Genomic DNA, 21,918 nt, shown 5'->3' on the forward strand with positions numbered 1-21,918 from the left:
AATTTGGCGGTAGAAAACATTTGCCTTTTAGTCAAATTTGACTATAATATAATTTATGATTTCCATCCTTTATATCATGTCAGTGCAATTTTTTATAAAATGAAGAGGAACTATACAAACTGTACATAAAGTTTTTTTATGCATTGCACTAAAAAACTTAAGTTAGTTTAATTTTTATTAAAGGAGGGCTACTTTTGGAAGCACAACTATCAAAAAACGATTCAAGTAAAACAAAATTTGTTGTTGCTGGTTTACTACTTGGTATTCTAATGGCAGCAATGGATAACACAATCGTCGCAACTGCGATGGCAACGATTGTCGGAGACTTAGGAGGGTTCGACAAATTCGTTTGGGTCACATCCGCCTACATGGTAGCAACAATGGCCGGAATGCCTATTTTCGGTAAGCTGTCTGATATGTACGGACGGAAACGCTTTTTTATTGGCGGATTAATTCTCTTCTTATTTGGTTCTGCACTTTGCGGGACAGCATCAAGTATTGAACAACTAAGTATTTATAGAGCCATTCAAGGAATTGGTGGCGGCGCTCTTATGCCTATCGCATTTACAATTATGTATGATATATTCCCGCCTGAAAAACGAGGAAAAATGACCGGACTATTTGGTGCTGTTTTCGGAACATCTAGTGTTTTCGGACCTTTATTAGGTGCTTACATTACAGATTATATAAGTTGGCACTGGGTCTTCTATATTAATATTCCGTTAGGACTTATTTCCTTCTTCTTCATTACTAAATACTATAGCGAGTCTCTAGAATATCGAAAACAAAAAATTGACTGGGCTGGTGCTATTACGCTTGTCATTAGTATCGTTTGCTTAATGTTTGCTTTAGAACTTGGTGGTAAAGAATATGCATGGGACTCTAATGTGATTATTGGTTTATTTTCAACTGTTGTTATTCTGCTTATTATTTTCTTCTTCGTAGAAAGAAACGCAACCGAGCCTATTATTTCTTTCCATTTATTTAAAAAACCTTTATTTGCAGCTAGCCAAGGTGTTGCCTTTTTCTATGGCGCAGCTTTTATCATCTGTACAGTTTATATTCCAATCTTCGTTCAAGGTGTTCTCGGTGGTTCAGCCTCAAATGCTGGGTTAATTTTGACACCTATGATGGTAGGATCTGTAATCGGAAGTCAAACTGGTGGACAATTAGCTTCACGAACAAGTTATCGTAACATCATGACAGTATCTGGAGTTTTCTTCGTTCTTGGTATTTATTTACTAAGTACTTTAACTATGGAAACACCTCGTACACTCGTAACAATGTTTATGGTGCTTGCTGGACTTGGAGTTGGATTCTCCTTCTCAGTTTTAAGTATGGCATCTATCCACAAATTAGAAATGAGAGATCGCGGTTCTGCTACATCCACGAACTCATTCTTCCGTTCACTTGGAATGACCCTTGGCGTCACGATTTTCGGTACGATTCAAAATCATGTTTTCACTGATAAATTAAAAGCAGTCTTCCCTCCTGAACTAGAAAAAATGGCTCCTAAAGGTGGAGACACAAGCTTTTTATTATCACCAAATGCTACTGAAAAGCTACCTCCTGAAGTACTGAGCGGAATTAAAGAGGCTCTTGCAACATCTATTGCTAATACATTTTTCTGGGCACTTATCCCAGCTACGCTAAGTATAATTTGTATTTTACTTATGGGAAATGAACGTCTTTTAACAGGACCAAAAACAAAGCAAAAACAAAAACAAGTAAGCTAATATAGAAAAACGAAACGGTATATCCCTTTATGAAAGAGGATATACCGTTTATAATATATATAAAGTTTCTATATACAGGAGTTGAGACAGCATGAGCATGAAGTTAGTCATTCTCGGCTTGTTACTCGAAGGAGATAAACATCCCTATGAAGTGCAGCACATAATGAAAGAAAGACAAATGGATTGTTATATTAAATATGCCAAGGGATCGCTATACTACGCCTTCGAGCAATTAGAAAAACAAGGTGCGATTAGCATTACCAATATTGTTAGAGATACGAATAGACCAGATAAAACAATCTTCCATATAACAGAGGAAGGAAAAGCCCTTTTCCACACCTTATTATTAAAACAATTTGAAGCGAAAAACCAAATATATAAACCTATTTATTCAGCGCTCTCTTTCGCTCACTTTAGCGACGAACAAGCTCTAGTTCCTATTTTGAAAAAAAAGAGAGATGATACAATGCTCTATTTACATACAATGCAAACGATATACGATCATAATAAACAACTAGTTCCTCGTGCTCAACTATATATTCTACAAAGCGTCATTGAGCATATTAATGTTGAATTACGTTGGCTAAACACGCTCTTACAAGATGCAACTGCAGGTCGTCTTTCAGAAATAGGTGTAGATAATGATTAAGTTTTTCTAAAAGAGGTGCCTCCTCTTCTAGAAAAACTTAACACTATAATTATTCCTCGCAACTCAAAACACCCTCATTTTAATAATAAATAAACATTAAAAAAACTTAATTTTCCGAATAAAAAGAAATGAAAAACTTTAGAATTTTCTTATTTTAAAACAGTGGACAAAATTCCGAAAATTGTGTTAGAATTTGTTTCAATATCATATCGCTTGTTAAATTCCTTTCAAAAGGAAAATAGGTACACGAATATTTCACTTCGTGTTTAAAAGGGAAGTTTGGTGAAACTCCAACACGGTCCCGCCACTGTAAATGCTGAGATTTCTTTTTTGTGCCACTGTGAAAACGGGAAGGTGAAAGAAATTATATGAAGCATAAGTCAGGATACCTGCCTATTTTAACAACACTGATAGACTCACGGATGATGATAAGGTGTTAAGAACAAAAAGGAAGGCTTATTTTTCTATGCCTTTATGCTTTTTGTTATAGGTATTTCCGAGTAAACGGAAATGCTTACTTTCAATTAGGGAGGAATTTAAAATGGCAATTCAAACAAGTAACTTAGGTTATCCACGTATCGGACTACAACGAGAGTGGAAAAAAACATTGGAAGCTTTTTGGTCCAATAAAATTGATGAAGAACAATTTTTAACGACAATGAAAGAAATTCGCCTTCAACACGTCAAAGTACAGCAAGAAAAGGGAATTGAATTAATTCCAGTTGGCGATTTTACATATTATGACCACGTTCTGGATACGGCCTACATGTTAGGATTCATCCCGTCACGTTTTTCAGAGTTTACCTCTTACCTTGATGTATATTTTGCAATGGCACGCGGCTCTAAAGATCACGTTGCTTCTGAAATGACAAAATGGTTTAACACAAACTATCATTACATTGTTCCTGAATATGAAGAAGGATTACAAATCTCTTTAAAAGACAATCGTCCTCTTCGTTTATATGAAGAAGCGAAAAAAGAGTTAGGCGTTGATGGAAAACCAGTTATTTTAGGCCCTTATACATTCCTAAAACTAGCAAAAGGTTATAACGAAGAGCAATTTGCCACTATTTTAAAAGAGCTAGTTGCACCTTATGTACAATTATTCTCTGAATTACACGCAGCTGGAGCACAAATTATTCAAGTTGACGAACCAATCTTCGCCTCTTTAACAAAAGATGAAATTAATCAAGCGAAAGAACTTTACGAAGCTATTCATAAACAGGTTCCAAATGCTAATCTTCTTCTACAAACATATTTTGACAGTGTAGAAGAGAACTATGAAGAAATTATTGCATTCCCTGTTTCTGGTATTGGATTAGACTTTGTTCATGGCAAAGAAGGTAATGTAAATGCTATTTCAAAATACGGATTCCCAGCTGATAAAATTTTAGTTATCGGTTGTATAGATGGCCGTAACATTTGGAGAGCTGATCTTGATGATGTACTTTCTTTATTTACAACATTACAAAATCAAATCACAGCAAAAGGTTTAATTGTTCAACCTTCTTGTAGCTTATTGCATACTCCAATTGATAAAACGGAAGAAACGCACTTAACAAGTGAATTATTTGATGCACTTGCATTTGCTAATCAAAAATTAGAAGAACTAGTCCTTATCCATTCTGCTCTTACTAAAGGTGTAGAAAGCATCAGTAGCGATTTAACAACATATCGTAATGCACATCATGCAATCCGCTCATCAGCTGCACGTAATCGTGAAGATGTAAAAGTGGCACGTACATCACTTAAAGAAGATGATTTCTCACGTCCTCTTCCATTTGAAAAACGATATGAACTACAGCAAGTAGCTTTACAATTACCGTTGTTACCAACAACAACTATTGGTAGCTTCCCGCAAACATCTGAAGTTCGTCAAACACGTAAACAGTGGCGTAACGGCGATATTACAAATGAACAATATAATCAATTCATTGAAAAAGAAACTGCAAAGTGGATTCGTTACCAAGAAGATATTGGTCTTGATGTACTAGTACATGGTGAATTCGAAAGAACTGACATGGTGGAATATTTTGGAGAAAGACTTGCTGGTTTCTCCTTTACTAAAAACGGATGGGTACAATCATACGGTTCTCGTTGCGTAAAACCACCTGTTATTTATGGTGATGTTGCCTTTATAAGTGGAATGACTATTAAAGAAACTGTATATGCACAAAGCTTAACAGAGAAAGTAGTAAAAGGTATGCTAACTGGACCTGTCACTATTTTAAATTGGTCATTCGTTCGAAATGATATTTCAAGAAAAGAAGTTTCATATCAAATTGCATTAGCACTTCGTCATGAAATTGAGTTACTTGAATCTTCCGGAATTAGAGTAATCCAAGTCGATGAACCTGCACTTCGTGAAGGTATGCCGTTAAAAGAAAAAGATTGGGATGCATACATTACATGGGCAGTTCAATCATTCCTTTTAGCAACATCTTCTGTAGAAAATGAAACACAAATTCATACTCATATGTGTTATAGTAACTTCGAAGATATTGTAGATGCAATTCGAGCGTTAGACGCAGATGTTATTTCTATCGAAACATCAAGAAGTCATGGAGAATTTATTAATACATTAAAGCATACAACATATGAAAAAGGAATTGGTCTAGGGGTATATGATATTCATAGCCCACGTGTCCCAAGTAAAGATGAAATGTTCACAATCGTAGAACAATCTTTACAAGTATGTGACCCTAAATATTTCTGGATTAATCCAGACTGTGGTTTAAAAACACGAAGAACTGAGGAAGTTATACCTGCTTTAGAGCACATGGTTCAGGCAGCAAAAGACGCTCGTTCTCTCCTAAAAACAAACGCATAATAAAAAAACGTGTTATCCTTCAAAAAGGATAACACGTTTTTTTATTCTACACTCTCAAAATAGAAGTCGTATTGTACTTTATACAATTCATCGTCTGATGGCTCTTCAAGAGGAGTTGCCTGCAAGACTATCATATATTCCCCGTTCGGAATAGGAATATGATATTTATTAGAAAGAATACTTGTTATATATACTTCTTCATTCTTCACTGTGAAAGGAACTGATATCGTTCTAACCACTTCTTCTTTCTCAATATGATTTCCACAAGTAACTTCCACTTCACAAGTATAGTCAGAGATTGCTTCAAAAATAATAGCTCCATCCACCTCAGCATAGCCTCTTTCAAAATCTTCAGGAGTCCAATCTACATAAGGCTGCTGACCATCATAGTTCATTATCATTAATTGCGAATATGAAATTGTTAATTCCATAACTATCCCTCTCTCCACTATGAAATGTATGCCAATTACTATTTCACTTCAAATTTCACACGCGTACCATCTGGATATTTGTCTAGCTTATTCCCTACCCAAGAACCTGCACCGCGGTTATCTGCTGGACTTATATATTCAATATGAGCTCCTTTTCCGCCTTCCTTACACATCGCCATCGGCCATTCATCACGATCATAACCTTTCTTCGTCGGATATGGCGCTAACGATAATTTCCTTCTATCCGCTGCACCATTACGATCAATTGTACACATTTCCGAATGTCCTTCTTTTATAGCATCCGTTATATGTTTCCCGGTCTCTGGATATCGTTCTTTCGGGAACTCTAGAATTTGATCATACGTAGTTGTTTTTTTAGTACTTGTCTCCTCTGGCACAAGTACTTCATATACCGCTACCAAAAGAGAAAGAATTGCAATAATTGAAATGATAATACCTTTAAATTGCTTCATGTGTACCTCCGTGTTCCTACCAATTTCTTTTCCTCAGTTATTATAACAAACTTCTTCTATGTATGTTTTCAGACATTATTTTAGCTCTTCCTCTCCATTCCGCCAAAAACATTCATTTTTCTTCATCTTTTCACTAATGCTGTAGAAAACTAATAACCTTCCGACATTCTTTTTCAAAGGAAGTCCACATAAAAGGTTGAAATGATATATACGATACTTTTTGGGGAGGAACTATCATGGAAGCTATTTATAAAACGAAAGATGTTACAAATAAAACAGGTATCCCAAAACATATAGTCCGAAAATATAGCCAACTCTTAGAGGAACACGGTTATATCATTTCAAAAACAGCTGATGCTCGTATTTATAAATTGGATGATTTAAAACTATTGAAATCTATACATGAAAGAGCTGCTACATTACAAGAGGACATTTCAGAAACAATACCTATTATTTTAAAAGAAAAAGAGGCCCCACCTGTACCTGTTATTCAAGATAAGCAAGAAGTGCAACCAAAAGAAGATGGGCGTAACTTTGAGGAGTTCATGCTAAAACTTGAAATGCTTGCTCAATTAAATGAAGCAATTATTCATCAAAACTCTACTCTCATTACACAAAATCGTTTAAAAGACGAGAAATTAGATGAACTAATGCAACAAGTTTATGTAAAAGAAGGCTCACAAGAAAAAATGTTACAAGATCTAGTTGTTCACGCCGCTCAAACAGATGCACTCCAAAAAGAAAAGATGGACTTATTAATGAATCATATGTATAAGCGAGAATCCAAACAAGAAGAAAAAATGAATAAACTTGTCAATCAAATTTACAATAAAGATAGCAACCGTGATACACAACTTATGCAAGTTATTCGCGAAATTCAAGAAACAAAAAGATTAGTCGCCGCCTCAAAAGAGCAAAGCTTCTTTCAATCATTTAAAAGTTTATTCGTTCGAACAAAACAAGAAAAAATAAATGAATGAAATTTTGTATCTTTTTCTAATGCACGATAAAATAAAAAGTTACCTTCTATCGGTAACTTTTATTCCTTATATCGTACAGCTGGCAATATAATAATAGCTTCAGTTCCTTTTCCGCTTTCACTTTTATATTCCAATGTGCCATTATGCGCTTGTAAAATACTAAATGTTACCATAAGGCCTAATCCTGTTCCTTTTTCTTTTAAAGAATAATACGGTTGTCCAAGCCTTACTAACTGTTCTTTTGTCATTCCAACACCACTATCTTTAACTCTTATTATTATCAATTCATCTTTTTGAATAGCTGTTACTTTTAAATACCCTTTGTTTCCTTGAATTGCTTCAATACCGTTTTTAACAACATTCATAATAGCTTGCTTCAATTTCGTCTTATCGCCGATAGTATAAAGGCTCTCAGAAATCTCAACTTGCAAATAAACGCCCTGCATCGCTGCAAATGATGACATAAGAGTTGTCATTTCAATTAATTGTGCTGATAAACAAATATGTTCTTTTTTTTCAATTTGAGGCCTTGCTAAATTTAAATAATCTGAAATAATCTGTTCAGCACGATCCAGTTCAGCTAATACGAGACGCATATAATCTTTGTTTTTTACGTCTTCCGTACTCTCTAGCAATTGAATAAACCCTCGTACAACAGTGAGAGGGTTTCGAACTTCATGTGCAACACTTGCAGCTAACTCACTTACAATATTAAGTTTTTCTGATTTTTGCATTTCTGTACGCAATAATGCATTTTCGTTTAAATACTCAGTCAAATACACTTGAAATACCATTGTCATAACCATAATAAGTGATGCAAATATATACCCACTATATAGATTAGATATGTACGGTGTAAAACCTGTTTCTAAAAGGACATTCAACATCCCGACTACTAATGAAACAAGAACATAAAATGATGCAATCATAAAAGCTAATATTAGCTTCTTATCTCTTGAAAAAAGAGACCATTTCTTTGACAAAAATAATGGAATTATCGAAAGAAATATAACTTCTACCATAGGCAACCAACTAAGCCCCTTAAAAATCCATTCATATGCAACATAAATAATGGCAGGGATGAGCCCAACAATCCCACCATATAAAAAACCACTAACAATTGGGACTGGATGAAAATTGTATCCGCAAACGGTACCAAAACAAATAGAGTATGTCATGGAGAGAACGAGTGTAACGCTAGATAAAAACATAATAAAGTAGCGATTAGGCTTCGGAAGCATTCCTTGATAACGATTTAAACGAATCGCTTCATATAAAAATAGTGGTAAAATAATGATGGCAATTTGGATCATTAAATCACGAATCAGCTCCATAGCCTCTCATCCCCTATATGTATTTTGATATGATTATATCATTTTATAAGTCTATTTGTTTCAAAATTTTGATTTTTCTTAACATCTTTGTTAATTATTTGTTAACAACTAATAATAAATGTTACAAATTTCCGAAATGATTGTAAACCCTGTACCAAATTTCCTTCGTGCAGTATACAATGAATACGGATTACAAAGAAAATAAAAAACACTTCACTAGACGGACAACTATCGCAAAATACAGCATATAATCCATACTATCTATGTTTACAAATAAGTGATCATTACTTTAGTAGGAGGAAGATAAATATGGCGGGTACTACGCTTGTTTTAAAAGAAGAAAATTTGGTTGTGCTAGAAAACGTTGAAAAATCAGTATACGAAGAATTGCAACATAAAGCAGGGGACGAAGACTGTACATGTGCTGTAAATGAATCCGTTGTCCATCTTGGCAAAGTATCTTCCGTACTTTGGAACGAAGATGAAATAGATTGGGAATACGGTTATTAAAAAGTCGCTTGCAGCGGCTTTTTTTGTGTTTATGCTTAAGTGAAACTTTAATTAACTCACACAGCTTATACTCTTATAGACATTTGAACCCTCACATAATTTCTTACTTCCACTGAATTTTAAGATACGATTCTTATCTTTCACAAATAGCGGGGGAAATTTTATAAACAAAGCGTAATAGTTGAAAATATGATAAAATGAACTTAATTTTCAAACGGAAGAAAGGGAGATACAATGGAACAATTCATTAATCCTAGAGTGAAGGACATCCAAATTTCTGGAATCCGTCAGTTCTCTAATATGATTCAAAACTATGATAATCTTATCTCTTTAACAATTGGGCAACCCGATTTCCCTACACCTTCTCTAGTAAAAGAAGCAGCTAAACGGGCCATTACAGAAAATTATACAAGCTATACACATAACGCTGGTTTACTAGAATTACGCAAGGCAGCTTGTAACTTTGTAAAGGACAACTACAATTTACATTATTCACCTGAAAACGAAACCATTGTTACAATCGGTGCTAGTGAAGCGATCGATGTTGCATTCCGAACTATTTTAGAACCAGGAACGGAAGTAATTTTACCTGCTCCTATTTACCCTGGTTACGAGCCGATTATTCGACTATGTGGTGCAACTCCTATTTTTATAGATGTTCGCGAAACTGGATTTCGTTTAACAGCTGAAGCATTGCAACATGCAATTACAGAACGAACAAGATGCGTCGTTTTACCGTATCCTTCTAATCCAACTGGTGTTACCTTATCAAAAGAAGAATTAGAAGATATTGTATCTGTCTTAAAAGATAAAAATATTTTCGTTCTTTCTGATGAAATTTATAGTGAACTTGTATATGAAGAAAAACACACATCTATCGCTCATTTCCCAGAAATGCGTGATAAGACGATTGTCATTAACGGCTTATCAAAATCACATTCTATGACCGGCTGGCGTATCGGACTTTTATTTGCTCCAGAATATTTAGCAAAACACATATTAAAAGTTCATCAATACAATGTTACATGCGCTACTTCAATCGCTCAGTATGCTGCAATCGAAGCTTTAACAGCTGCTAAAGATGCCCCGAAGATGATGCGCTATCAATACAAAAAACGCTGTGATTACGTATATAATAGACTCATTCAAATGGGTTTAACGGTTGAGAAGCCAACAGGTGCATTTTATTTATTCCCATATGTTGGACATTTAACATCTTCATCATTTGATTTTGCACTTGATCTTGTAAAAGAGGCTGGGCTAGCCGTTGTTCCTGGAACCGCATTTTCCGAATACGGTGAAGGCTACCTTCGCCTTTCCTATGCTTACAGTATTGAAACTTTAAAAGAAGGCTGTGACCGTTTAGAAGCCTTTCTAAAGAAAAAAGCTAAGAGTTAAACTCTTAGCTTTTTGTTGCATAATGATCACAAGTTTGACGCTTCAATAATTTATGCGGAATAATAATGCATTTTGAAGTAGATTCAGAATGCTCCACCTTATCAACTAAAGCTTTTGCCGCTTCATACCCTAATTGATAAATATTCACATCAACTGTCGAAAGTGGTGGACTAGCAATTTCTGATAATAAAGCATTGTTAAAGCTTACAATCGAAACATCTTTCGGTACAACAAATCCTTTTTTAGAAAGCGCACTTAACACGCCAAGTCCAATTAAATCATCCGTTGCCATAATTGCCGTCGGTGGTTGCTTTAGTCCCATTAATTCCTCAACAGCCTGTTGACCACTCTCTCTTGAAAAATCAAAGTGTAAAATATACTCTTTCGGCAATAGAATATCTGCTAGTTTCAAAGCATCACTCATCCCCGCCAAACGATCTCTCGTTACAAGTAAATCTGATCCACCGCCGATGAATGCGATTTGTTTATGGCCTAATGAAATCAAATATTCCGCTACTTCTCTTGCAGCTGTATAATTGTCATTATCTACATATGTAATTTCATCTTTTCGATCATATGGTTTTCCAATTAAAACAAACGGGAAGTTTTGGTCATGCAAGTATTGAATAATCCGATCGTTCTCTCTTGAATATAAAAGAATAATACCACCGATTTGACGCCCTTGTACCATTTTTACAACACCATTAAAAATTTCATCTTCCGTTTCACCAGTCGACATATAAAGCGCATACCCTTCCACATGTGCAAATGAACTAATTCCTCTTATAACTTCTGGGAAAAATGGATTTTGAAAAGCTTTACTTGCAGAACTCGGCATAACAAGACCAAGTGTCTTCGTCGTTTGGTTCGCAAGGTTTCTTGCATTTAAATTTGGATGATACCCTAATTCACTCATTACTTTTCGAACACGGCGCTTTGTCTTTTCACTTATACTTGGATTATCAGCAATTACACGAGAAACAGTTGATGGTGCTACGTTCGCCTTCTTCGCCACATCTTTAATTGTAACTGTCATAAAAATCCCCTCCTTTCACTTCTCTGCCATTTTCATATATTTTATCTTGCACCCGTTGCAAGTCATAGGAGAAGTCATAAACTGTCATTTATTTATTCTATCTTGCAAAACTTATCATATTCTCCCTCTCCATGTATTGTAAGGGATATAGCTCTTTTTTCCTATACTATAATATACTATTTATTTCACTTCTTTTCATATGCGATGTCAAATCTCTTTTCATCTCTCTATAATTTTTTTATAGAGAGATGAAAAGAAAAATGGGACATAATGTCCCATTTCTCATCCTTTCGTACCTCCAGCTGTTAAACCAGAAATAAAGTATTTTTGTAATGATAAGAATAAAATCGAAATCGGGATTGCAATTAATACGGAACCAGCCGCAAACGTCGTAAATTCATTACCAAATTTCTTCGCTACCATTTCATAGAGTCCAACTGCTAAAGTGTAATTTTCCGGCGTGCGTAAAATAATACTTGCTAAAATGAAATCTGTAAATGGACCGATGAAAGTGAATAATGCTACAACCGCTACGATTGGCTTTGCAAGCGGCATAATGATTTGCCAAAAAATACGGAAGTGTCCTGCTCCATCCATGCGGGCTGACTCATCCAACTCTTTCGGAATCGTATCAAAATACCCTTTCATAAGCCAAGTATTCATTGGAATTGCTCCACCTACATAAATTAAAATTAATGCAAGATGTGTATCAATTAATCCTGTTAACTGCGCTAATACATATAGTGCGATTAACGCTGCAAAGTTCGGAATCATTTGTAGAATTAAAAATGTTAATAAACCATTTTTTCTTCCGACAAAACGATATCTCGAAAATGCATAAGCAGTAAAGCTAATTGCTAACACCGAAAAAATCATCGTCATAACACTAACTTTTAACGTATTTTTATACCAAAGTAAGTAATTACTTGAATCAAGATCAAGTAGCTTACGATAATGATCTAACGTAGCATTTTTTGGAATAATGCTAGAACCAGACAAACTATCTCCTGGATTAAACGATGAACCAATAATCCATAGTAATGGATAGAAAATAATCGCACACATTATGAAGATAACCAAATAACTTAATGAAAGACGTAACATCTTTTGTCGTTTAATATTCATTTACATCATATCCTCTTCTTGGAATGATTTTGTTCTCTTAAATTGCCATAACGCAACTGTAATAACGATTAACGATAAAATCATTGTAAGAGCTGCTGCTTTTCCGTACTGCGCTGAAGTCATCGTTAACTTATAAATCCATGAAATTAAAATATCCGTTCCACCTGCATCTTGCCCCGCTACAGCAGGACCTCCGCCGTTAAATAGATAAATGATACTAAAGTTATTAAAGTTAAACGTATATTGTGTAATTAAAATTGGTGCTGTTGCGTATAAAACAAGTGGCAATGTAATTTTGCGGAACTGTTGCCAAGCAGTTGCTCCATCTACTGTAGCCGCTTCATATAATTCTCCTGGAATCGATTGCAATATACCTGTTGTCATTGCAAATACGAATGGGAAACCGAGCCACGTTTGGATCATAATTAAAGCAATCTTCGCCCAAAACGGATCTGTCATCCAAGCAATCTTTTCAATCCCGAATAAAGCTAATACTTGATTATTAATTGCTCCAAATGTTTCATTAAACATACCCGAGAAGACAAGAATAGATACGAATGCTGGAACAGCCCACGGTAAAATGAAGATTGTTCGAATAATTGCCTTACCTTTAATACCAGGCTGATTTACGATAATCGCTAAGAAAATACCAAGTGCAACTTGTAATGTTGTTGCAACAAATGTCCAAATGACAGTCCAAGAAAATACACTTAAAAATGTCTCTCTCCACATTGGTAATGTGAAAATATCAATAAAGTTTTTAAAGCCCACCCAATCTACTAATTTAGCTGGAGGAGAGTGATATAAGTCATAGTTCGTAAATCCAATTAAGATTACAAAAATGATTGGAAATACAACTACAAAGATTAGTAATAGAAATCCTGGTGAAACCATTAAATATGGAAAACCTTGATCTAATAAGTTACGGTATTGCTCTTTTACTGAGTTTAATGGTGTTCCTATATCACGTTTCTTCCCATTTTGGTATGCATCATATAGGTTAAATCCATATATTCCGAGTCCAAACACTATGACAATAAGTGCCAAAATCCCTTCTACTAATAGAAAGACAGAATGGTCACGTGGAACTTCTGTACCGAGCGTTACAATTCCCCATAATCCCATATTTAACAAATCAGCAAATGCTACAATAAATGAACCTGTTAATACTAGAAAAATAAGACCTTTTACAAATTGTTTATTATATATTTGGCCCATGCCTGGAATAATAGATAACATGGTCGCCATTTTCCTATGTTTCGAACCATTCATATCTTTCATTGGTTCCATAGATGTTTGCATGTTCCTTCCCCCTTTTTTCTTCCTACTTGGAAGGGAGAGAATTCGTGCCTCTCCTATTAGAGGCACGAATTTCACCTTATTTTTTCTTACTATGATTTGCCTCAATATTTCCTTTAATTTGTTTCACTGCACTATCAAGCGCGGATTTTGGTGCCTCTTTTTCTGTAACAACTAACTGAAGAGCGTCTCCAGCTGGTTTCCATACTTCTTGCATTTCTGGAATATTCGGCATTGGAATTCCATTTTCTGATTGAGTTGCAACTGCTTTTGCAGCTTCATTATCTTTAATAATTGGATCTTCCATTACTGATTTTACTGGAGGAATCTCTTTTGTCTTCTCAAATCGAATTTTTGCATTTTCTTCATTTGTTACCCACTCAGTGAACTTTGTAGCTAAATCATTTTGTTTAGAGAAGCTTGTTACATGCCATCCTTTTACCCCAACAAATGTTTTCATCGGTTGACCATTTGGTAATTTCGGCATTGGAGCAACACCATAATCAATTCCGTTCTTTTCCATCGCTTGGAACGCCCACGGTCCATTCATAATAGATGCTGCTTTTCCTTCATTGAATAATCCGTCAGCAGCAGGTCCACCAGATTCACCGATAATACCTTTCGGGAATAACTTTTCTTTGTACCATTTTTGAAGATATTCAGCACCTTGTACTGCTCCGCTATTATTTAATCCAACATCACTTGCATTTGGCTTTCCGTCTTTCTCACCAAATACATATCCGCCCATACCTGCCATAAACGCGTTAGCAAAGTAGAAGTTATCTCCTAATGTTAAAAATCCGTACTTGCCATCCTTCGTAAAGTCTTTTGAGAAGTTAAATAGCTCGTCCATCGTTTCTGGAGCTTTTTGCATTAATTTTTTATTGTAAATAAAAATTGGTGTTTCAATTGCTTTTGGTAAACCATATAATTTCCCGTTGTATGTTTGTGCCTTTATTGATAAGTCAGTAAATTTACTCTTCACAGCATCATCTGCTTTTACTTCAGAAATTAAGCCTTCTGTTACTGCATTTCCGATTTGATCGTGTGGCAATGTTACAACATCTGGTCCCGTCCCCGCTGGTCCATCAAGACGTAACTTTTTCACTTGATCTGTCATTTGCATTTCAACAACTTTTACTTTTACTTTATATTTTTCCTCAAAGCTTTTCACTGCTGGTTCTAAACCAACACCTTTTTTATCATCTTCCCAAACGAGAAGATCATAGTCTTTCTTCGCTTTACTTTCCTCTTTTTTTCCTGAATCTTTCGGTCCACATGCAGATAACATGCCAATTGACAATGCTGAAATCGTTAATAGTGATAATGCTTTCTTCATCCCAAAAACCTCCCTAAATTGTCTATGTACCTCTTTAATTGAAAACGTTTGCATTTGATTGTTTAATAGAAGCGCAAACAATATCTAAATCTATGAAAACGTTTGCGCTATTTGTCTATCATTATACATCCTTTTATTCATTTTGCAAATATTAATTTTCAAAATAATCTTATCATACTCTTTATTCATTGACTTTACATAAAATGAATACTACTCTTATAAGCAATATTAAAGTTATGTGGAAGGCAATCGTTTGCAACATAATCTTTATTATTTCGTTTAAGGGAACTATATGTATAGAGATATTAAAGGGGGATTTTCTATATGCTTAAAGAAGCGATCTATCATAGGCCAAAAGATAATTATGCATACGCTTACGACGAAAAAACAATTCACATCCGAATACACACAAAAAGAGATGATGTTCACAACGCCGCTCTCATCTACGGTGACCCGTACGAATGGCAGGACGGGAAATGGATTACAGCGAGTACACCGATGAAAAAAACTGGATCTACTGAGTTATTTGATTATTGGTCCGTTTCAATCAAACCAAAATTTAAACGCTTACGTTATGGATTCGAATTAAAAAACGACGTAGAAACTTTTATTTATACAGAACGAGGCTTTTTTTCTAATATCCCAAATGACGATGTCGGTAACTTTTTCTGCTTTCCATTTGTTCATGCAAAAGACGTTTTCAGGGCACCATCCTGGATTAAAGACACAGTATGGTATCAAATTTTCCCGGAACGATTCGCTAACGGGGATAACACATTAAATCCAGCAAACACCCTCCCTTGGGGAAGTACCGAACCAACTCCAACTAATTTTTTCGGCGGAGATTTTGCTGGTATTATTCAAAACCTTGATTACCTTGTGAAGCTTGGAATTTCCGGAATATATTTCACTCCTATTTTCAAAGCTCATTCGAATCATAAATATGACACAATTGATTACATGGAAATCGATCCACAATTTGGGACGAAAGAAACTTTCAAAGAACTCGTTCAGGAGTGTCATAAACATGGTATAAAAGTAATGCTCGACGCTGTTTTTAATCATAGCGGGTACTTCTTTGATAAATTTCAAGACGTGCTGGAACAAGGTGAAAATTCCGCCTATAAAGATTGGTTCCATATTCATGAATTTCCAATTATAACCGATCCACTTCCCAATTATGATACTTTCGCATTTACACCGTATATGCCTAAATTAAATACAGCACACCCAGATGTAAAAGAATATTTACTTGAAGTAGGGCGTTATTGGGTAAGAGAATTCAATATAGACGGTTGGCGCCTTGATGTAGCAAATGAAGTCGATCACAGTTTTTGGAGAGAATTCCGAAGTGAAATAAAAGCATTAAATCCTGAAGTATATATTTTAGGTGAAATTTGGCACGATGCACTCCCATGGCTACAAGGTGACCAATTTGATGCTGTAATGAGCTATCCTGTTACAAACGCTCTACTTTCTTACTTTGCTAACGAATCCATTCATGCAAGTGAATTTATGAAACAAATTACCGATTCTCTACATTCCTACTCTATGAATGTAAATGAAGCGGCATTTCATTTATTAGACAGTCATGACACACCTAGAATTTTAGCAACATGTAACGGGGATAAAAATAAGTTAAAGTTACTCTATGTATTTCACCTTTCTTTCATCGGTTCTCCTTGTATTTATTACGGCGATGAAATCGGTATGGATGGTGGAATGGATCCTGACTGCCGCAAATGTATGATATGGGATGAAAAAGAACAAGATACTCTTTTATTTACACATATACAAACATTAATTTCATTACGGAAACAACATAAAGCATTTGGAGGAAATGGTACTTTTCAATTCATTGAGGCAAATGATGAACATAATTATATTTCTTATACAAAAACATATGAAGATGAAACTATCTTTTTCGTTTTAAATCCTACTAACAGTGAAGTTACAACTTCACTCCCTCTTCATATTACCAGGAAGAAAATAATTAACATTTATACAAACGAAGAATTTTCAGCGGAAGCAAGTGTATTACAAGTTACACTTCCACCGTATGGATTCTCTATTTTAAAATGGTAATAGTAAAAGCCTTATGCCAGGGTGGCATAAGGCTTTTCTTATTTCAATTTAAATACCATTGCTTCATACGGTCGTAATGTAATGTTTTCTATCAATACATTTTCTACATCATAATTGTGTATTAATAACTCTGCTTCACTATAAATAATGTCCTCAGGCAATTCAAATACACATTCATCTGCAGTAAAGTTTGCAATCACCAGAAGCTTTTCTTCTCCATATGTTCTTACATAAGCAAAAATAGAAGGGTTATTTTCTAATATTAAATCATATGTTCCATACACAACTATTTCATTGTTTTTACGTAATTCAATCAATTTTTTATAGTAATAAAAAATCGATTCTTCATCTTGGATTGCCTGTTTCACATTAATCTCTTTGTAGTTAGGATTTACCTCAATCCAAGGCTTACCCGTTGTGAATCCAGCATGTTCTCTATCATCCCACTGCATCGGAGTTCTAGCATTATCTCGGCCCTTTATATATATAGACTGCATCACTTTATCTATATCTTCGCCGCGCTCTATAACTTTTTCTTTATACATATTTAGTGTTTCAATATCTCGGTATTCATCAATTGATTCAAATCGAACATTGGTCATTCCGATTTCTTCTCCTTGATAAATATATGGTGTCCCTTTCATCATATGAAGTACTGTCGCTAACATTTTTGCTGATTCAGTATGATAAGCTCCATCATTACCAAAACGAGATACAACGCGAGGCTGGTCATGGTTATTCCAATAAAGGCTATTCCATCCTGTTTGTTCTAATGCTTTTTGCCACTTTGTTAAATTTTGTTTCAAAGTAAGAAGTGAGCATGGTTTTACATCCCATTTCCCACCTTCTCCGGAATCTAAATCCATATGTTCAAATTGGAATACCATTTGTAGTTCTTTTCTAGCTTCCCCTGTATACAATTTAGCCTCTTCTGTCGTTACACCAGGCATTTCCCCAACCGTCATAATGTCATACTGAGACAATACGTCTTCATTCATTTCATGCAAATACCTATGAATATTCGGACCGTTCATAAAATGTTTATGCCCTGAAACATATCCTTCTTCATCCGTTTCAACAGATGGTAAGTCATCTTCTTTAGAAATAAAATTAATAACATCCATACGGAACCCATCAATTCCTTTTTCTAACCAAAACTTCATCATGTCATAAACATCTTGTCTTACCTTTTCATTATCCCAGTTTAAATCTGGCTGTTTTTTAGAAAACAGATGTAAATAATATTCATCTGTCATCTCATCATATTGCCATGCAGATCCACTAAATGCTGCTCCCCAGTTATTCGGCTCTTTCCCTTCTTTTCCAGGGCGCCATATATAATAGTCTCTATATTTATTATCTTTCGATTTACATGATTCAATAAACCAATTATGTTCATCTGAAGTATGATTAACAACTAAGTCCATCATAAGTTTCATATTACGTTTATGCATTTCATGTAATAGTTCATCCCAATCTTCCATTGTTCCGAACTCGTTCATAATTTTACAATAATCACTTATATCGTAACCATTATCATCGTTTGGAGATTCATAGACTGGTGATAACCAAATTACATCAATACCTAATTCTTTTAAGTAGTCTAGCTTCGCAAGAATACCACGAAGGTCACCTATACCATCACCATTACTATCCATAAAACTACGAGGATAAATTTGATATACTACACTTTCTTTCCACCATTGTTTTCCCATTATGCTACCCCATTTCATCTATACTATTGATTCTTTGTTCTTTTTTTAAGGCGCAAACGTTTTCATTACTGAATGATAACAGATTCTATCCAAATTTAAAATAGCGCTTACAATATTTATTTTCTTTTTCTAATAAAACATGTGAAACTTATTATATATTCATAGGAATAATGAAAACGTTTTATTTTTTTATAGTGTTTTTTATTTCTTTTTTGAATCTATTCGTTTATAATAAATTCAAAGAAAACGTTTGCATAAACTTTCTAGGGGGAAATATCATGGCAGAACTTAAATTAGAAAATATTTATAAAATATATGATAATAACGTAACAGCCGTAACAGATTTTAACTTACACATTCAAGATAAAGAATTTATCGTATTCGTTGGTCCTTCTGGATGCGGAAAATCTACAACACTACGAATGGTAGCTGGACTTGAAGATATTTCAAAAGGAGAATTTTCAATTGATGGTAAGCTAATGAACGATGTTCCTCCAAAAGATCGAGATATCGCAATGGTCTTCCAAAACTACGCTCTTTATCCACATATGAGTGTGTATGATAATATGGCATTTGGATTAAAACTTCGAAAAATACCGAAAGATGAAATCGACCGTCGAGTGAAACATGCAGCTCAAATTTTAGGGCTTGAACAATATTTAGATAGAAAACCCAAAGCTTTATCAGGTGGACAACGTCAACGTGTTGCATTAGGTAGAGCAATTGTTCGAGACGCAAAAGTCTTCTTAATGGATGAACCATTATCAAACTTAGACGCTAAACTACGTGTTGCAATGCGATCAGAAATTTCTAAATTACACCACCGCCTTGGCACAACGACAATTTATGTAACACATGATCAAACTGAGGCAATGACAATGGCTTCACGCCTTGTTGTTATGAAAGACGGCAAAATCCAACAAATTGGAACTCCAAAAGAAGTATATGAAACACCTGAAAATATTTTCGTTGGTGGTTTTATCGGTTCACCCGCAATGAATTTCTTCCGTGGAAAATTAACTGAAACCGATTTCGTTATAGACAGTTCACTAAAGTTTAAAGTATCTGAAGGAAAAATGAAGTTATTACGCGAACAAGGCTATGTAAATAAAGAAATTGTTTTAGGTATTCGTCCAGAAGATATTCATGATGAACTATTATTTTTAGAAGCTTCACAAGCTACTACTTTCACAACGAAAATTGAAGTTGCAGAGTTGTTAGGGGCTGAATCCATTTTATATATGAAACTTGGAAATCAAGATTTTGCAGCACGTGTTGATGCAAGACATACTTTTTCACCTGGTGACCAAATTAAACTTGCTTTTGATATGAATAAAGCACATTTCTTTGATAGCCAAACCGAACAACGTATTCGTTAAAAAATAAAGTTCTATAATAGAACATACAAAAAAACCGTCCACATATATACTGGGGGCGGTTTTCCATTATTATACTAGGGCTTCTATTGTATGAAATGATTGTCCTCTCGTGCTAATAATACCAAAAACAGGTAAATCACTAAGCACCACTTCTTCTTGCTGTTTCATAAAAGATGACGTTAATTGTTTTATCTCTATCCAAACGTCATTAATACAAAGTACATTGGAATCGTTCTCTTGTTGGCGAGAAAAAATAGAATCTATTTTATATAGACCAGCATTTTGAAAAAGCATATCAATACGACTGTATGCCTCCATAGCAAAACTAATAACACGTTGCCAATCTCCTTGCTTCCCCATATCGTAGGATACAAAAAGTGCTTCTCCGCCTAAATCCGTAATTTCCTCGGCTGTTGCTTGTCCACTTTCTTGATCAATGTCCGTCACAATTACTTTTGCGCCTTGCTTAGCCAACAAAAGAGCTGTACTACGTCCAATACCGATGCCACCACCAGTTACAATGGCAACTTTTCCTGCAAGCTTCATTTTCATTACCCCTTCTATATGTCTTACCGTCATTCAGTATACTCCTTTATTAGATTAGTCCGCAAGCAGGAAAAGTTTACCCCACAACTTGTAAGCGATTACTTTTCTGTTTCTTTTTTTTTCTTACTATTATATTGATCGAAGGTTAAACCAATAAAAATAAGAATTCCCCAAAATATTAAGCTACCTCCAGTCATTCCAAATCCCCCTTTGTTATATAACGATATTATTTATACCCATTATATCATTCTCTCAATTTTCAATCTATTCAAAACGAAAATAGGATGTTTGAATTAGCTACAGCTTCTTTAAACATCCATCAATAATATGGAGGGTATTATATAGGAAATATCCGCCCTATATCAATTCCATTTATGGAATTTTTCATGAAATTAAAAATAAGACTTTTTATATACAAACAATAAAAAGTCTTATTTCATTAGTAGCACGTATACTCTAAATATTAATTATACAAGACTCATCACTTTTGTCTTTGCAATTAAATCATGGAAGCCACAATTATCTTTGCGGAATAACATCATATATACATTGCATATTAATGGAACTCCAAGTAATAATATGCTTGGTAATAATAATACCAAAAATCGTATTATTAATGTTTGTAACGTTAGTTTTTCACTTGTTAACGAGATTATTTTTGTTCTTGTTACCTTTTTACCAAGTGTAGAACCGTTCCAAAGAAAAGGTAACAGAATAAAATTTATAGCCATTAATACGAAAACAAGTGTAAGGTCATATCTATAGTCACCTAAACTTATATTAAAACGATTAAAAATAGCACTATAGTTTCCTGTAATAATAGCTACTACTGCACCGTACGTAACCGAGATTAAAAACATGTCAATAAGGGAAGCACCTATGCGATTCATTACAAGCGCTGGACGATGCATCTTTAACTTCATTTTGTGTCGACTCCTTCATATCCTTCTTTACCCGTTTCATCGTACCACTTCTAAAAAACATTGTAAACTGGCGTTTCGCTTACTTTTCTTGTACAATGTGTTACAACAGCATTATAAAGGAGGTTCCCAT

19 protein-coding genes and 1 riboswitch are annotated in these 21,918 nt (G+C 34.7%); of the genes, 8 read left to right on the top strand and 11 right to left on the bottom strand.

What is annotated here, in order from left to right:
• Positions 1-194 precede the first annotated feature (194 nt).
• The 3 genes from MKY90_RS20350 (at position 195) to metE (ending at position 5,215) form a co-directional block, all read left to right on the top strand.
• Positions 195-1,736, top strand: coding sequence for an MDR family MFS transporter (locus MKY90_RS20350; RefSeq protein WP_002014821.1), 1,542 nt, complete (start codon positions 195-197; stop codon positions 1,734-1,736).
• Between the two features lie 91 nt (positions 1,737-1,827).
• Positions 1,828-2,385, top strand: coding sequence for a PadR family transcriptional regulator (locus tag MKY90_RS20355; protein ID WP_002128898.1), 558 nt, complete (start codon positions 1,828-1,830; stop codon positions 2,383-2,385).
• A gap of 223 nt (positions 2,386-2,608) precedes the next feature.
• A riboswitch (cobalamin riboswitch) is annotated at positions 2,609-2,796 on the top strand.
• 130 nt (positions 2,797-2,926) lie between these two features.
• Complete coding sequence (gene metE, locus MKY90_RS20360; RefSeq protein ID WP_341092421.1) at positions 2,927-5,215, top strand: 5-methyltetrahydropteroyltriglutamate--homocysteine S-methyltransferase; 2,289 nt, start codon at positions 2,927-2,929, stop codon at positions 5,213-5,215.
• A 41-nt stretch (positions 5,216-5,256) separates the two neighbouring features.
• On the opposite strand, the gene comJ is transcribed toward metE, so the two are convergent.
• A complete protein-coding gene (gene comJ, locus MKY90_RS20365; protein WP_002088359.1) occupies positions 5,257-5,646 on the bottom strand; it encodes a competence protein ComJ in 390 nt (129 codons plus the stop codon).
• A gap of 38 nt (positions 5,647-5,684) precedes the next feature.
• Entirely contained in the window at positions 5,685-6,119 is a 435-nt protein-coding gene (gene nucA, locus MKY90_RS20370; RefSeq protein ID WP_002014817.1) for a DNA-entry nuclease, read from the bottom strand.
• 236 nt (positions 6,120-6,355) lie between these two features.
• On the opposite strand from nucA, the gene MKY90_RS20375 reads away from it, so the two are divergent.
• Entirely contained in the window at positions 6,356-7,099 is a 744-nt protein-coding gene (locus MKY90_RS20375) for a DUF3967 domain-containing protein (protein ID WP_002014816.1), read from the top strand.
• Between the two features lie 59 nt (positions 7,100-7,158).
• Here the strand turns inward: MKY90_RS20375 and MKY90_RS20380 are convergent, their stop codons facing one another.
• Positions 7,159-8,433, bottom strand: a complete 1,275-nt coding sequence (locus MKY90_RS20380; protein WP_002014814.1) for a sensor histidine kinase — start codon at positions 8,431-8,433, stop codon at positions 7,159-7,161.
• A gap of 309 nt (positions 8,434-8,742) precedes the next feature.
• Here MKY90_RS20380 and MKY90_RS20385 point away from each other — a divergent pair, with 309 nt between their 5' ends.
• Entirely contained in the window at positions 8,743-8,943 is a 201-nt protein-coding gene (locus MKY90_RS20385; protein ID WP_000929276.1) for a hypothetical protein, read from the top strand.
• 234 nt (positions 8,944-9,177) lie between these two features.
• Positions 9,178-10,341, top strand: coding sequence for an aminotransferase A (locus MKY90_RS20390; RefSeq protein ID WP_002128899.1), 1,164 nt, complete (start codon positions 9,178-9,180; stop codon positions 10,339-10,341).
• A gap of 4 nt (positions 10,342-10,345) precedes the next feature.
• Here MKY90_RS20390 and malR read toward each other — a convergent pair whose 3' ends face one another.
• The 4 genes from malR to MKY90_RS20410 form a co-directional block, all read right to left on the bottom strand.
• Positions 10,346-11,377 (bottom strand): maltose operon transcriptional repressor MalR, encoded by a 1,032-nt coding sequence (gene malR, locus MKY90_RS20395; RefSeq protein WP_002014809.1) that lies wholly within the window; start codon positions 11,375-11,377, stop codon positions 10,346-10,348.
• A 282-nt stretch (positions 11,378-11,659) separates the two neighbouring features.
• The gene (malD, locus tag MKY90_RS20400) at positions 11,660-12,502 is read right to left on the bottom strand and encodes a maltosaccharide ABC transporter permease MalD (protein ID WP_002088365.1); all 843 of its coding nucleotides are present in this window, start codon (positions 12,500-12,502) and stop codon (positions 11,660-11,662) included.
• Entirely contained in the window at positions 12,503-13,804 is a 1,302-nt protein-coding gene (gene malC, locus MKY90_RS20405; protein ID WP_002088367.1) for a maltosaccharide ABC transporter permease MalC, read from the bottom strand.
• A 76-nt stretch (positions 13,805-13,880) separates the two neighbouring features.
• Positions 13,881-15,140 carry an extracellular solute-binding protein gene (locus MKY90_RS20410; protein ID WP_002128900.1) on the bottom strand — a complete coding sequence of 420 codons (1,260 nt, stop codon included), beginning with the start codon at positions 15,138-15,140 and terminating at the stop codon, positions 13,881-13,883.
• Between the two features lie 324 nt (positions 15,141-15,464).
• Here MKY90_RS20410 and MKY90_RS20415 point away from each other — a divergent pair, with 324 nt between their 5' ends.
• Positions 15,465-17,225, top strand: coding sequence for an alpha-glycosidase (locus tag MKY90_RS20415; protein ID WP_098167410.1), 1,761 nt, complete (start codon positions 15,465-15,467; stop codon positions 17,223-17,225).
• A gap of 38 nt (positions 17,226-17,263) precedes the next feature.
• Here MKY90_RS20415 and MKY90_RS20420 read toward each other — a convergent pair whose 3' ends face one another.
• A complete protein-coding gene (locus tag MKY90_RS20420) occupies positions 17,264-18,940 on the bottom strand; it encodes a glycoside hydrolase family 13 protein (RefSeq protein ID WP_098167409.1) in 1,677 nt (558 codons plus the stop codon).
• A 278-nt stretch (positions 18,941-19,218) separates the two neighbouring features.
• Here MKY90_RS20420 and MKY90_RS20425 point away from each other — a divergent pair, with 278 nt between their 5' ends.
• Complete coding sequence (locus tag MKY90_RS20425) at positions 19,219-20,319, top strand: ABC transporter ATP-binding protein (protein ID WP_002066938.1); 1,101 nt, start codon at positions 19,219-19,221, stop codon at positions 20,317-20,319.
• Positions 20,320-20,388: 69 nt separating this feature from the next.
• Here MKY90_RS20425 and MKY90_RS20430 read toward each other — a convergent pair whose 3' ends face one another.
• From MKY90_RS20430 to MKY90_RS20440, 3 genes are all read right to left on the bottom strand, one after another.
• Positions 20,389-20,898 carry an SDR family NAD(P)-dependent oxidoreductase gene (locus MKY90_RS20430; protein WP_002033807.1) on the bottom strand — a complete coding sequence of 170 codons (510 nt, stop codon included), beginning with the start codon at positions 20,896-20,898 and terminating at the stop codon, positions 20,389-20,391.
• 65 nt (positions 20,899-20,963) lie between these two features.
• Positions 20,964-21,062: a hypothetical protein gene (locus MKY90_RS20435; protein WP_002142992.1), complete on the bottom strand. Its 99-nt coding sequence runs from the start codon at positions 21,060-21,062 to the stop codon at positions 20,964-20,966.
• Positions 21,063-21,332: 270 nt separating this feature from the next.
• Positions 21,333-21,788 (bottom strand): RDD family protein, encoded by a 456-nt coding sequence (locus MKY90_RS20440; RefSeq protein ID WP_002138152.1) that lies wholly within the window; start codon positions 21,786-21,788, stop codon positions 21,333-21,335.
• Between the last annotated feature and the right edge of the window lie 130 nt (positions 21,789-21,918).

The sequence above is a fragment of the Bacillus sp. FSL P2-0099 genome, assembly GCF_038007445.1.
Classification (GTDB): Bacteria; Bacillota; Bacilli; order Bacillales; family Bacillaceae_G; genus Bacillus_A; species Bacillus_A mycoides.

Coding starts and splice junctions, on each gene's coding strand:
- MKY90_RS20355 (WP_002128898.1), top strand. CDS start 1,828: ATGAGCATGAAGTTAGTCATTCTCGGCTTGTTACTCGAAGGAGATAAA.
- metE (WP_341092421.1), top strand. CDS start 2,927: ATGGCAATTCAAACAAGTAACTTAGGTTATCCACGTATCGGACTACAA.
- comJ (WP_002088359.1), bottom strand. CDS start 5,646: ATGGAATTAACAATTTCATATTCGCAATTAATGATAATGAACTATGAT.
- nucA (WP_002014817.1), bottom strand. CDS start 6,119: ATGAAGCAATTTAAAGGTATTATCATTTCAATTATTGCAATTCTTTCT.
- MKY90_RS20375 (WP_002014816.1), top strand. CDS start 6,356: ATGGAAGCTATTTATAAAACGAAAGATGTTACAAATAAAACAGGTATC.
- MKY90_RS20380 (WP_002014814.1), bottom strand. CDS start 8,433: ATGGAGCTGATTCGTGATTTAATGATCCAAATTGCCATCATTATTTTA.
- MKY90_RS20385 (WP_000929276.1), top strand. CDS start 8,743: ATGGCGGGTACTACGCTTGTTTTAAAAGAAGAAAATTTGGTTGTGCTA.
- MKY90_RS20390 (WP_002128899.1), top strand. CDS start 9,178: ATGGAACAATTCATTAATCCTAGAGTGAAGGACATCCAAATTTCTGGA.
- malR (WP_002014809.1), bottom strand. CDS start 11,377: ATGACAGTTACAATTAAAGATGTGGCGAAGAAGGCGAACGTAGCACCA.
- malD (WP_002088365.1), bottom strand. CDS start 12,502: ATGAATATTAAACGACAAAAGATGTTACGTCTTTCATTAAGTTATTTG.
- malC (WP_002088367.1), bottom strand. CDS start 13,804: ATGCAAACATCTATGGAACCAATGAAAGATATGAATGGTTCGAAACAT.
- MKY90_RS20410 (WP_002128900.1), bottom strand. CDS start 15,140: ATGAAGAAAGCATTATCACTATTAACGATTTCAGCATTGTCAATTGGC.
- MKY90_RS20415 (WP_098167410.1), top strand. CDS start 15,465: ATGCTTAAAGAAGCGATCTATCATAGGCCAAAAGATAATTATGCATAC.
- MKY90_RS20420 (WP_098167409.1), bottom strand. CDS start 18,940: ATGGGAAAACAATGGTGGAAAGAAAGTGTAGTATATCAAATTTATCCT.
- MKY90_RS20425 (WP_002066938.1), top strand. CDS start 19,219: ATGGCAGAACTTAAATTAGAAAATATTTATAAAATATATGATAATAAC.
- MKY90_RS20430 (WP_002033807.1), bottom strand. CDS start 20,898: ATGACGGTAAGACATATAGAAGGGGTAATGAAAATGAAGCTTGCAGGA.
- MKY90_RS20435 (WP_002142992.1), bottom strand. CDS start 21,062: ATGACTGGAGGTAGCTTAATATTTTGGGGAATTCTTATTTTTATTGGT.
- MKY90_RS20440 (WP_002138152.1), bottom strand. CDS start 21,788: ATGAAGTTAAAGATGCATCGTCCAGCGCTTGTAATGAATCGCATAGGT.